Genomic DNA, 12,714 nt, shown 5'->3' on the forward strand with positions numbered 1-12,714 from the left:
CAAAAATCAAACTGTAAAAAATCGAAAAAGCACAAAGTGCAACATTAATTACAACACCTTAAAATTCAACAGTATAGAAAACGCTAATTTTTAGCCAAAATGCACTTTTACAAGACACAAAGCGTAACATTGAATTAAAATTATGACTACATTTGTTTAACGATTATTTAAAAAATGTCAAACAAAATAAAGAGCGTGTTTACTATTAAAGACCTTGAAAACCTTTCCGGTATTAAGGCACATACCATACGCATCTGGGAAAAGCGCTATGCTATACTGGCACCTATGCGTACCGACAGCAACATACGTTATTATGACATTCAAAGTTTACAGAAACTACTTAACGTAGCCACGTTAAACACTTTTGGCTATAAGATATCTACCATTGCAAAACTCGCTCCTGAGAAAATACCCGTATTGGTAAAGGAGATCATCTCAAGTAAAAGCCTCACCAATCACGTTATAAGCAACTTTAAGCTGGCCATGATGAATTTCGACCTGGCTTTGTTCGCTACAACCTACACCAGCCTTTTGGCGGAAAAATCATTCAGAAGCATCTTCTACGATTTCTTTATGCCGCTTTTGGAAGAGATAGGCTACCTATGGCAAACAGGAACCATATCACCTGCGCATGAGCACTTTATAAGCGCACTTATTAAACAGAAAATTTCGGCTAATGTAGAAAAGCTGCAACTCCTCCCTCCTACTAAAACAGATCGCGTTTTTGTACTCTATCTCCCTGAAGATGAAATACACGAGATCGGATTGCTTTTTGTAAATTACGAATTACTGCTTAATGGATACAAGACCATTTATATCGGCGAAAGCATGCCGCTTAACTACGTAAAAGACGTTAAGTCTTATTTCGACGATATTACATTCGTCACCTACATAACACAGCAGCCCACAATAGAAGACATCAACAAATATATAAGTAATGTTACGACAGATCTACTGGACGACAACAGTACCAAGCTTTATATATTTGGAAGGACCGCACAATATATTAAACCAATCATATTAAACGATAAGATTACGATATTTGAGAGTCTCCCTTCGTTCTCTAAAACACTCTAATTAACATAAGTTTAGTTGTTTTTGTTTAACAATTTTCTATATTTGTTAAACATGAAACAGAGAATTAATATATTAGGTAGCGGAATTTCCTCATTATCAGCAAGTTGTTACTTATCTCAACAAGGATACGACGTAACAATATACGAAAAAAATTCTACCGTCGGAGGGCGTGCCCGCCAGTTAAAAAAAGATGGTTTTACTTTTGACATTGGTCCGACCTGGTATTGGATGCCCGATGTCTTTGAACGATTCTTTGCCGATTTTAATAAAAAACCATCTGATTACTACGAACTTACACGGCTTTCGCCTGCTTATAGCGTCTATTTTGATACGCTTGACTTTGTTACAATAGCTGATAATCTGGATGTTATAGCAGAAACCTTTGAATCTATCGAGAATGGCAGCGGTGCTCAGTTAAGAGAGTTCATAGACGAAGCAAAAAGCAACTACGATATCGCTATAAAAGACCTGGTATATCGACCGGGAGAGTCTGTTTTTGAACTGGTTACTACTCAGACAATGGCAAAAGTAGGGCAGTTTTTTGGCAACATTTCTAAAGATATACGCAGGCGTTTTAAGAACAAAAGACTGGTATCTATACTGGAATTCCCTGTGCTGTTTTTGGGCGCAAAACCTTCAGACACACCATCTTTCTATAGTTTTATGAACTTCGCCGACTTTGGTCTCGGCACATGGCATCCTAAAAACGGTATGTATAGTGTAGTTCTCGCTATGGAAAAACTGGCTAAAGAACTGGGTGTTAAAATAGTTACCGATGCCAATGTATCTAAAATAAATATAGAAAACGGCACAGCAAAATCAATGGTAGTGAATGGCCAAACTATTGAGGCTGATATCATTGTAAGCGGCGCTGACTACCATCATACCGAAACATTACTTGATCCTGAGTACCGCAAGTATAGCGAGAAGTACTGGGACAAACGTACGTTTGCGCCATCATCATTATTATTCTATGTAGGTTTCGATAAGAAAATCGCTAATACAGAGCATCATACACTATTTTTTGATACTGATTTTGATGTCCATGCGAAGGATATTTACGACAACCCTAAATGGCCTGAAGAACCTTTGTTTTATGCGAGTTTCCCATCTAAAACCGATGCAGATGCAGCTCCTGAAGGCAAGGAAGCCGGAATTTTCCTTATTCCGCTGGCACCGGGTATAGAGGACACGCCGCAACTACGTGATACCTACTTCGATAAGATAATAACACGTTTGGAAAAGCTGACGCAGCAGGATGTTAGAAAAAATATTATATTTAAGGAATCCTTTTGCCTTAATGATTTTGTAAAGGATTATAATTCATACAAAGGCAACGCCTACGGACTGGCTAATACCCTGTTTCAGACTGCCTTTTTAAGACCCAAGCTAAAAAGCCCTAAGGTAAAGAACCTTTATTTTACGGGCCAGCTTACAGTACCCGGCCCAGGTGTTCCCCCTGCCCTTATATCAGGAAAACTCGTTGCCGGACTGATAGATAAACACAACCCCAAAGCAATGCCCTTAACCGTAAAGTAAACCTTATGAAAGCTATTTTCGATAAAATATCATTTGAGTGCAGCCGGAATGTAACCCGGGCTTACAGCACGTCGTTCTCCTCTGCCGTAAGGATGCTTGCCCCATCTATAAGGCAGGACATTTACAATATTTACGGCTTTGTTAGGTTTGCCGATGAGATTGTGGATTCTTTTCACGACTACGATAAAGAACAGCTTTTTAACCTGTTCGAAGGCGACCTTACCAATGCCCTACGCGATGGTATTAGCCTCAACCCCGTACTGAATTCTTTTCAGCATACTGCCAATCGTTACGCTATTGGCAACGACCTGATCAATGCTTTTATGAAAAGCATGAAACAGGATCTTATTAAGAAAGATTACAGCACTTTTGAAGAATATAACGAATACATTTACGGTAGTGCCGATGTAGTTGGCCTTATGTGCCTAAAGGTATTTGTAAATAAAGACGACGCGCGTTACGAAGAGCTTAAGCCCTTTGCTATGCGATTAGGCTCTGCCTTTCAGAAGGTTAACTTTTTGCGCGACTTAAAGGCCGATACAGAAGACCTTGAGCGCAATTACTTTCCGCTGCTGAACCTTACCGATATGGATGATGCTACCAAAGCCCATATTATCGCTGAGATAGAAGCCGACCTCGCAGAAGGATATAAAGGTATTGTACGCCTTCCGGCAGAAGCCAAATTTGGTGTATACACCGCTTATGTGTATTATAAGAAACTACTCAAGAAGCTCAAGAACACCCCTCCGATGCAGATCAGGGCTACACGTATCCGCGTACCTGATTATGAAAAGTTTGGACTCCTGGCGAAATGCTACCTTGATTACCGTTTAAACATCATTTAAAAATTTATAGCTATGTGGCTGCATATACTGGTTTTTGTACTTACCTTTTTTATAATGGAATTCATGGCCTGGTTTACCCATAAGTATGTCATGCACGGCTTTTTGTGGAGCCTGCATGCAGATCATCACCGCAAAGACCATGACTCATGGTTTGAGCGTAACGACACGTTTTTTATATTCTACGCCCTTGTAAGCATTGGCTTTTTCCTTTTATGGCAAAACGACATCCTTGAAATTGGCCTTGCCATTGGCCTTGGAATATTTGCGTACGGCCTTACCTATTTTCTTGTACACGATATCTTTATCCATCAGCGTTTTAAAATTTTCCGCAATGCCAACAGCCGTTACGGAAAAGCAGTGCGCCGCGCCCACAAAATGCACCACAAGCATATCAACAAAGAACATGGCGAATGTTTTGGAATGCTTTTGTTTCCGTGGAAGTACTGGAAGAAAAGCTAATAACCTATAATTTTATATTATCTTCGTAATAAATCATTTACGATGAAATATATTTACATATCCCTGTTATTTTCAACCATCATAAGTTGTAAAAATGGCAACTCATCGCAAGAATCGTCATCAAATTATAATGATGAAATTGGCAAAGAAGGAATGTATAACGATGGAACCTATTGCGCCGAAGTTTCTTACTATTATTCTGAAACAGGGACTAATTCTACATATACTTTAGAAGTTGAAATTGAAAACAATGACCTCACTATAATTCATTGGCCCAACGGTGGCTGGCTAGACAGTTCACATTTCACACCAATTAATATTTCTAATGGCGAAGCCATATTTACAAGTGATAAGGGTGCCGAATATACTGTTAGAATAATCGGTTCTAGCGGTGACTGCATAACCGATAATTACATTGATAATGATACGGAAGAAGAAAATCAAGAAGATGACGTTTATATCGAGGAAAATGAAGAGTATTAAAAAGTCTTAATTAAATATACGACTACATAATTGTATATATTTGTGTTTCAACCCTACTGTAACCAATGAGCCGCTATTCTCAACGGTTAATAAAATAAACACTACAAATGAAACACGTAAAAACTACTCTTTTTGCCCTATTACTTGCTTCAACAGCTTCTTTTGCGCAAACTAAAGCTAAAAAAGCCAAACCTCAACCTCAGCAAACAGCGGCTGTAAAAATTGCTGTTCCTGCGTTTAACGATTTGTACAGTAAATATGTAAATGCTCTTGAAGAAGGAAATACAGGTATCGATTATCAGGAATTCAGGTTCAGCTATGTGTATAGCGAGCAATTTAAAGTAGCCAACGAGAAATCGCAGGAATATAACCGTCTTAAGAAACTGCTTAATGAGCAGATCGAAAAACGTAATAATGCCGAGATCATTAAAACAGCAAGGCAAATGCTAAGCATTAATTATACCAGTCTACCCGCGCAGACTGCTTTATTTAATGCGTATTCTGAAACCGGAGACACAAAGAATGCTGCCAAATACAAAGCTATCCAGTCGGGGCTTTTACAATCTATCACCACCAAAGGCAATGGTTTGTCATGCGCTAACGGATGGCCGGTAATACAGGAAGAGGAAGAATATTTTATATTGGAAAAGGTAGTAGGCACAGGTATTGTAACCTCTAACTTTTACAGGACTGATGGCATATGCAATGAATTTGTAACCAATACAGATGGGAAAAGCAAAAAGTACTACTTTGAAACGTCCCGCTTAGAAGATGGAAGAAAAATACTTACGCCTGTACAGGAGTAAAAAAGCATATAAAACGCAAATCCCCGTCAGTTACCTGATGGGGATTTTTTATTTTATCTAACTCTGTTATTTATTTCTGCATCAGGCTCATCAGCGGTTTAAGCTGTCCTGTATCCAGGTTTGATTTTTGAAGAAGCCCTACCATTGTAAGTACATTTTGCGGAGTCATGTCTTCTCCCAAAACCCTTATCACTCCAAAACCGGTTTCTTTACGGTTTAAGAAAACTACAAACTCTTCTATATGCTCGCCTTCGCCTTTTGTGCTGACAGACATTCCGCCTTCGCTGGTATTCACTTTCATAAGCTCTTCGTAGTTATCTGTTTTTAGCAGTTCTTTTACGTTAGCTTTTTCTTTATCAAATTCGGCTCCGTTTGCATCATTACTCTGAAAAACAAGCACATTTAGCTTTTTCATAGACTCAAGCGCTTTGGTTTCTTCAGCCGACAATTTCATTTTATCCGCTTTAATAAAGTTAGTGCCGAGATCGAGCGTTACAAAGTTTTTAGCTTCACCTTTTTCTACAAAATACTTCTGCAGTGATGGTTTTTGCTCACACGATACCAGGGTTAGCATCAATATCGCCAGTATATACAAATTGCGTTTCATAGTCTTTATTTTTTAGAAGCTTTTTTAAGGGCTGCACCACCGGGCAGTTTCATGTAATCGGTAAGGAAAGATATCTCGCTAAGGTCAAAATTACCCGTAAGCGACATTAACACTGTACTGTCTTTTGCACCATTGCCTTCTACAAACATTAGTAACTCTTTAACCTGAGACGATGTTGCACCCGATTTTACATATATCTTTATCGCCCTTCCTCCTTCATTAATACGCATCAGTTCTTCCAGCGGATACTTTTTAAGGTAACCATCTACCGTATTCTTCATATCAGAAACCACTTTACCGCTCGAGGTGCTAAACACTTTAAGGTTATCCAGTTTCTTGATAAGATTTAGGTATTGCTGTGCCGATTTGTCTTTTGGGTCCATTTTTACATTACCCATAAGCTCAAACATCTTCTTATTCACTACTACCGCATCTACACCTTCTTTTTCAAACTTATCGAAAGCCGAGTTGGTTTGTGCAAAAATTAAAGTTGGTAAAACGGCTAATAGTAATGTGATTATAAACTTTCTCATTGTTGTAGTGTATTACTTTTGTTTTTGTGGGGGATTGTTATATAATTATTTTGAGCCCTTATCGCCTTTGCTTCCCTTAAGTCCTTTAAAATCTTTTATGTCTTTAAGGTCGTTAAGGTTTACATTACCGGTAAAAGATATTAGCACGGCATCTTCTTTTCTGTCGTCATTTTCAACAAACACAAGCCCTTCTTTTATGATCGAATCGCTGCTGCCCTGCCTAACGTATATTTTAACCTTGTTGCCTTCTGTGCTTACACTCATAAGCTCCTGTAATGTATTTTGCTTAAGATATCCGGCTACAGCTTCTTTAATCTGTTTTTTAAATTTCTTTTCAGAAGTGGTAAATATCTTAACGTTATCTACCTGTCCTGCAAGATCCATATAGGTTTTTGTTTTTTCATCTTTAGCCGATGAATCCATACTTCTGAACATATCAAACATTTCTTTGTTGATGGATACAGCCTGAATGCCTTCTACATCTTCAAATTTATTGAAAGCCGTTGTTTGTGCAAAGCTAACAAAAGGCAATACTGCCAGTACCGATGTGATTATAAATTTTTTCATGATTTCTTTATTTTTTAGTTTCTTTAAAAATTGTCGTTTTAGATTTTTCGTACTCTCCTGTAACATAATTAACACTGCTCATGCCCACATTTACATTTTTAGACAGCATATTAAGCGCTTTCTGGGTTTCTTTAAAAGCCGTTTCGGGATCGTTAAAAGTGCCCAGCTCTTCCTGCGAAGGTTGCTGCTGTGTGTTATAAAAAGTAAGCATTCCGCCAAGGAGCACAACACTTGCCGCTACCGATAGCCACGCTCCGTTGCGCTTTTTGGCTTTTAATGGCAAAGGTTTATCAAATTGTTGTTTTCCTTCGTTAGAAAAATACCCGAACAGAGGTTTATATTGCTCCAGCTGCGGCGCCACATTGGGTGAAGAGAAGTAAAGCTTTAAATCCTTTTCTTCGGCAATAGTTGTTTCTCCGTCAAAATATTTATTCAGTAATTTTTCAATTGTTTGTAATTCCATAGCTGTGTGTTTTTGTGAGTTGTTCCCTCAATGTTTTCCTTGCTCTTGAGAGCGCCACTCTTACGGCGGTCTCGTTCATGTCCATTATCTTGGCAATCTCTTCAAATTCGTATTCTTCAACATCCCTCATCTGCATGATCAGTTTTTGCTGTTCGGGCAGTGTCTCCATAATTTTTTCAACCCAGCTCCAGCTGTCGCGGTCTTCTGCCTGCTGCTGTAGTCCTGCCTGCCTGTCGGTATAGTTGCTGTGCACAATGCGCATTTCGCTGGCACGCTTAGACTTTAACTGGTCCAGGCAGTAATTTTTTGTCATGGTCATAGCCAGTGCTTCTACGCTGGAATAAGCCTCTAGCTTACCCTTGTTGTTCCACAGCTTTACCAGAACTTCCTGTGTTGCATCCTCCGCTTCTTCGGTACTTACAAGCAGCCGTTTTGCCAACCGGAATACCCGGTCTTTAAAAGGAGAGATGACTTTTATGAAGTCTGACTGATTCATAATCGGTCTTTGGTTTGTTATTGGTTATAAAAGGAAGACGAATAGTAACTATTTTTGTTACAAGCAATATTAAAAATAATTAAATTTACGTTCTTATACTAAACAAAACTGCCGGATGAAAAAGATTAAATTACTGTTAGCGAGCCTTGTACTGGCCGCTTTTGCTTTTCAGGGATGTGAGGACATGGATGATCACGCTGTTCCTGTAAACGATTTTATATGGAAAGGGCTCAATCTTTACTACCTGTGGCAGGAAAATGTACCTAATCTTGCAGACGACCGTTTTGCTAACCAGGAACAGCTAAATAACTTTTTAGAATCGTACGGCAGCCCCGAAAGCCTTTTTGAAAGCCTGTTGTACCGTAAATTTCCCGATGGCACGAATGCCGACCGCTTTAGTGTAATGTTCCCCGATTTCAGGGTGCTTGAAAATGTATTGCAGGGCGTGGCTACCAGTAATGGTATAGACTACGGACTTGCTTATGCGGATGATGCCCGTGTAAATGTATTGGGTTATGTTAGATATGTACTGCCTAATACCGATGCTGCTGCTAAAAATGTAAAAAGGGGCGATCTTTTTTATGCTGTAAACGGCACCCAGCTTACTGTTTCTAACTATCAGCAGTTACTGGCACAAGCAAACTATACCTTAAGCCTTGCCAGTTATGTAGACGGCGTACCTACCCCTACAGGTGTTACTGTAGAACTTACTAAAGCAGAATATGCAGAAAACCCTGTACATACCGTAAGGGTTGTAGAACAGGGAGGTTCTAAAATAGGATACCTTATGTATAATGGTTTCTACGGAAATTATGATGCCGACCTTAATAACGCCTTCGCGGAACTTAAAGCTGCAGGTGTGAACGAGCTTGTGCTTGACCTTCGTTATAACGGCGGCGGATCTGTAAGGACAGCTACTTACCTTGCCAGTATGATTACAGGTCAGTTTACAGGACAGCTGTTTGCAAAACAACAATGGAACAGTAAACTTGAAGCCTACTATCAGGCAAATAACCCTGCGGCGTTACAAAACCTGTTTTCAGATAACCTTAGTAACGGTGCTGCTATAAACCACCTTAACCTAAGCAGGGTATATATTATTGCAACAGGCGATACTGCTTCTGCCAGCGAACTTGTTATCAACTGCCTTACACCTTATATTGGTGTAACTGTTATCGGCGAGAAAACTGTTGGTAAGAACGTAGGTTCGGTAACACTATATGACTCTCCCGATTTCAGCAGAAATAAAATTAGCGGAAGCCACCGTTATGCCATGCAGCCTATTGTTATAAGAACAGTTAATAAAGACGGCTTTGGCGAATACAGCGCAGGTATCAATCCGTCTCCGGGTATGGTACAGGAAGAAAAAGTGGACAATATGGGCGAATTAGGAAATCCGCAGGAGCCATTGTTTGCAAAAGCTATTTCAGCTATAACGGGAGTATCGTCGGGCAGGGTTGCCAAAAGTAACCTTCGCGATAACCAACTTATAAAATTCCAGAATACTAAAAGCATGAGGCGCTTTGGTACCGATATGTACCTTGAAGAAATGCCCGAAGGTTCGCTCAACTTAATGAAGCAACTGCAATAGTTATAAATTCAAAAGGCTCCCAATGGGAGCCTTTTCTGTTAAAAAATAAATTTAGTCTAAACCCTTATTTAATAACAATATTTATGGTCTGGTTTATTAAACCTCCAGGTAATACACTCCCTGGAGATATTTTAACTAACACAAATCAGAACATAGTATAAATTAGTCGTTAAAATAGAAACCGTTCGGGCCAACACCTACAGTATAAGTAGAGATTAGTTTTCCGTCAAGTGAATAAGTGTATGCTTTACTGCTTGAAGCAAAATCGCCACCATCAGCAATATAGATTTTACCATCATTTACGTTAAATCCGTACATAGCACCCCACTGAGAAGTTGACTCATAAGAGAATAATGGCGCAGTAGGAACCGTAGTAGCATTTTTGTCCATTACGTAAACAGCTGTATCGTTTGTAAAATAGATCTTGTCATCTTCTACCGTAAGGTGAGAAGAACCGGCAAGGTTGGTTGGTAATGCAATAGTACCTGCTAATGTATTGTTAGAAAGGTTAATTTTAAAGATGTTCTCAAAACCAAGAACGTAAAGTATACCGTCTTCTTCCTCGAAAGAATTTGGAGAATCACCAAGCTCAATAACTTTTTCCACTGTGTTATTAGCAGGGTTAAATACAGTAACAGAAGTACCGTCACCATAGTATCCGTTAGCAATATATAGTTTTCCGTTCTCCTCAATAACTTTTTCAGACCAGTTGTTAAGTGCTACTTTTGTAGTAGTATAGTCTGTAAGGTTAATTACAGTAAAGAAATCGTCTGCTCCTGTGCTGTAGTCAGCATAGTTAGTAATGTATGCTTTGTTACCAACAACAGCTCCAAATCTTGGATTGTCAAAATTAGTATCAACATTAGCAATGCTTTTAAAAGAGTAACGGTCTACAATAGTAACCTTGTTAGCCTGTCCTGAAATGATAAAAATCCTGCTATCATCCATAAACATACTCTGAAGATAAGAACCGGTTCCTATAGCTGAAGGATTTTCAAGCGTAAATACATCTTCTACAATAGTACCATTATCTCCGATGAATGTTACAGATGCACTTGATGGGTTACCGTTACCTTCGTTAAGTACAAAAGTACCATTGTCATAAGTACCTTGAGATTTGTTGCCATCATTGTCGTCGTCGCTACAAGAAACGAAAAATACCGATCCTGCAACCAAAGCTAAAAATAGTCTAGTTAGTTTCATTTATTAAAAATTTAGGGTTAAATACACATTATAATTTCTTCCCGGCAGCGGCCTGCTGTCCACACTTTCATACTCTTTATTCAGGACATTAAGCACCTGTACGCCAAGGCTTGCAACATCATTTTTACCAAAACTGTATTCAAGGCCTGCATTACCAACAGTGTAGCTGTCAATGTTATATCGGGAATCGTTGTCAGACCGGGTAAATACCTCTCCGTTATATAAGAACTGGTAGTAAGCCGTAATTTTTTTATATCCGTAAGATAATGCTGCTGTAGCCTTATGGTACGGTACATAAATAAGCTGCATGCCCGAATCTTCATTTTCAGATACCGTATAGCCATACGTACCATTAATTCCCAGCTCATGATCGCCAAACCTTCTTTTATAATTTAGTAAAGCTTCCAGCCCATAGGTTTTAACCCTGTCTGTATTTACCGGCCTCCATACACCACCCGTTGATGGCAGCCATCGAAGCATGTCTTTCAGTTTTATGTAATAGCCGGTAATCGAAAGCGTTGCGCCTTTATACGCAAATTCGTTACCTATCTCTCCCTGCCATGACGATTCAGGCTTTAGGTCTGTGTTACCACTGCCTACCCAGTAAAGGTCATTAAACGTAGGTATCCTGAAATTTTTAGAGGCATTAAGCTTTAGAGTGTAAAATGAAAAAGGTTTGTATCTGGCACCTGCCGAAAATAAAACCGGACTTTCATAATTAGAGGTTATTTCTTTTCGAACTCCTGCTTCATATGAAAGCTTATTTGTCACCTGATGCTTAAGCAGAAGGCTTGCCGCGCCAATTTGCCTGTCTTTGCCTTCAATATCGCTACCAAAACCCTTATTATTCATAAAATCCAGGACAGCGTTTACTACAAATCCGTTACCTGCATTAAAGGCAAGATCGTATTTACCAATTATAGATTCTACCCTTCCATACGTATGGTTTTCGTTATCTATATTGGCGTAATATTTATATTGCTCTTTTAAGTAGGCCGCTTTAAGCTTAGATGTGAATTTGCCGTAGGCACCGTCCCATTCCAACATATTACGGGTATTGGTGTCCTGATATTTAGTTTTTACCTCTGATGGAAATATCAGCGAAAAATGCCTCTCTCCATCAAAAAAGTAACTGTAAAACTTTAGGGTATTATTGTCGTTGAGCTTGTAACCAACAGCCACATTCATACTGTTATTATAAAACTGCCCGTTTAAATTTTCCCCTTTTCCGTTACTATACTCATAGTCATTATCAGAACTATTACGGGTTAAGCTTACCGATGCTGTAAACACATCAGATGCAACATCTGCCTTATAATGCAACCCTTTAGTATTAAAGCTGCCATAGTTGAGCTTTAGGGTATTATTGAACTTTTCACCGAAAGAAATATCATTATTAAGGTGAATACTTCCTCCAATAGCGCTGGTTCCGTAAATAACACTTCCACCGCCGGCTTTTACGCTTATGGAACTAAAATCGCGTGTCGTTAATGTATTAAAGTCGGTTTGCCCTAGCAGCTGTGAATTGATGTTGATACCGTTCCACAATACTGCCGTTTGCTGTGCTGTCGTTCCCCTGAATGAGGGCGAAGACACCATACCCAAACCATTTTCTTTAAAATAGATAACAGAATTATAATTTAGCAAAGAGGTAAGCGAAGATGCATTTTTATTGATAATAGAATCATTAAGCTTTAACACCGATTGTGATGCAGAGTAATCGCGAAGCTGGGTGTCAGATACTATAACTTCTTTTAGGGTAATAGTATCTGTTTGCGCCACAGCAAGCTGGCACAATAAAAGCAATAACGGTAAAATGAATTTTCTAAGTGTCATAATCCGTAAGCCTTTTTTCCCGAAGGCCCGATATAAGTTATTCCTAAGGCAGGTCTCCTGGCTTGCGTACTGTTGTTTACCTTCCCGCCCTTTACGAACAGTGGTTGTAGTTTACAACAGCCTCCCCTTTAAGAGGATAAGCTTACAGTTGCGGGAACAGCCCAGGCGTTAAACCTGATTCCCTTTTAATGTGATGGCGTAAAAAAACA

General features: G+C 39.1%; 13 protein-coding genes, 1 pseudogene and 1 other annotated feature (1 of these 15 only partly in view). Of the genes and pseudogenes, 7 read left to right on the forward strand and 7 right to left on the reverse strand.

Annotated features, from left to right (window positions below; translation table 11 throughout):
- Window positions 1–174: 174 nt before the first annotated feature.
- From ALW18_05190 to ALW18_05215, 6 genes and pseudogenes are all read left to right on the forward strand, one after another.
- Complete coding sequence (locus tag ALW18_05190; protein AOE51967.1) at window positions 175–1,077, forward strand: MerR family transcriptional regulator; 903 nt, start codon at window positions 175–177, stop codon at window positions 1,075–1,077.
- Window positions 1,078–1,128: 51 nt separating this feature from the next.
- Window positions 1,129–2,616, forward strand: a complete 1,488-nt coding sequence (locus ALW18_05195; GenBank protein ID AOE51968.1) for a phytoene dehydrogenase — start codon at window positions 1,129–1,131, stop codon at window positions 2,614–2,616.
- Window positions 2,617–2,621: 5 nt separating this feature from the next.
- Window positions 2,622–3,461: a phytoene synthase gene (locus ALW18_05200; protein ID AOE51969.1), complete on the forward strand. Its 840-nt coding sequence runs from the start codon at window positions 2,622–2,624 to the stop codon at window positions 3,459–3,461.
- Window positions 3,462–3,473: 12 nt separating this feature from the next.
- Window positions 3,474–3,920, forward strand: a complete 447-nt coding sequence (locus ALW18_05205) for a beta-carotene hydroxylase (GenBank protein AOE51970.1) — start codon at window positions 3,474–3,476, stop codon at window positions 3,918–3,920.
- Between the two features lie 42 nt (window positions 3,921–3,962).
- A pseudogene (locus ALW18_05210) lies at window positions 3,963–4,298 on the forward strand (hypothetical protein).
- Window positions 4,299–4,510: 212 nt separating this feature from the next.
- Window positions 4,511–5,209: a hypothetical protein gene (locus ALW18_05215; protein AOE51971.1), complete on the forward strand. Its 699-nt coding sequence runs from the start codon at window positions 4,511–4,513 to the stop codon at window positions 5,207–5,209.
- Between the two features lie 70 nt (window positions 5,210–5,279).
- Here ALW18_05215 and ALW18_05220 read toward each other — a convergent pair whose 3' ends face one another.
- From ALW18_05220 to ALW18_05240, 5 genes are read right to left on the reverse strand one after another with little or no spacing between them, the layout of a single operon-like run.
- Window positions 5,280–5,816 carry a hypothetical protein gene (locus ALW18_05220; protein ID AOE51972.1) on the reverse strand — a complete coding sequence of 179 codons (537 nt, stop codon included), beginning with the start codon at window positions 5,814–5,816 and terminating at the stop codon, window positions 5,280–5,282.
- Window positions 5,817–5,821: 5 nt separating this feature from the next.
- A complete protein-coding gene (locus tag ALW18_05225; protein AOE51973.1) occupies window positions 5,822–6,349 on the reverse strand; it encodes a hypothetical protein in 528 nt (175 codons plus the stop codon).
- A gap of 45 nt (window positions 6,350–6,394) precedes the next feature.
- Window positions 6,395–6,916, reverse strand: coding sequence for a hypothetical protein (locus ALW18_05230; GenBank protein AOE51974.1), 522 nt, complete (start codon window positions 6,914–6,916; stop codon window positions 6,395–6,397).
- 7 nt (window positions 6,917–6,923) lie between these two features.
- Entirely contained in the window at window positions 6,924–7,379 is a 456-nt protein-coding gene (locus tag ALW18_05235) for a hypothetical protein (GenBank protein ID AOE51975.1), read from the reverse strand.
- Window positions 7,360–7,875 (reverse strand): RNA polymerase subunit sigma-70, encoded by a 516-nt coding sequence (locus tag ALW18_05240; GenBank protein ID AOE51976.1) that lies wholly within the window; start codon window positions 7,873–7,875, stop codon window positions 7,360–7,362. Before ALW18_05240 ends, ALW18_05235 begins: the two co-directional genes overlap by 20 nt.
- A 115-nt stretch (window positions 7,876–7,990) precedes the next feature.
- On the opposite strand from ALW18_05240, the gene ALW18_05245 reads away from it, so the two are divergent.
- Window positions 7,991–9,466 (forward strand): peptidase S41, encoded by a 1,476-nt coding sequence (locus tag ALW18_05245; GenBank protein AOE51977.1) that lies wholly within the window; start codon window positions 7,991–7,993, stop codon window positions 9,464–9,466.
- A gap of 162 nt (window positions 9,467–9,628) precedes the next feature.
- Here the strand turns inward: ALW18_05245 and ALW18_05250 are convergent, their stop codons facing one another.
- The gene (locus tag ALW18_05250) at window positions 9,629–10,669 is read right to left on the reverse strand and encodes a hypothetical protein (GenBank protein AOE51978.1); all 1,041 of its coding nucleotides are present in this window, start codon (window positions 10,667–10,669) and stop codon (window positions 9,629–9,631) included.
- A gap of 3 nt (window positions 10,670–10,672) precedes the next feature.
- Window positions 10,673–12,505, reverse strand: coding sequence for a TonB-dependent receptor (locus ALW18_05255; GenBank protein ID AOE51979.1), 1,833 nt, complete (start codon window positions 12,503–12,505; stop codon window positions 10,673–10,675).
- 29 nt (window positions 12,506–12,534) lie between these two features.
- Window positions 12,535–12,714 (reverse strand) — a binding site (cobalamin riboswitch); it runs 26 nt beyond the window's last position.

The sequence above is a fragment of the Flavobacterium psychrophilum genome (genome assembly GCA_001708385.1).
GTDB lineage: Bacteria > Bacteroidota > Bacteroidia > Flavobacteriales > Flavobacteriaceae > Flavobacterium > Flavobacterium psychrophilum_A.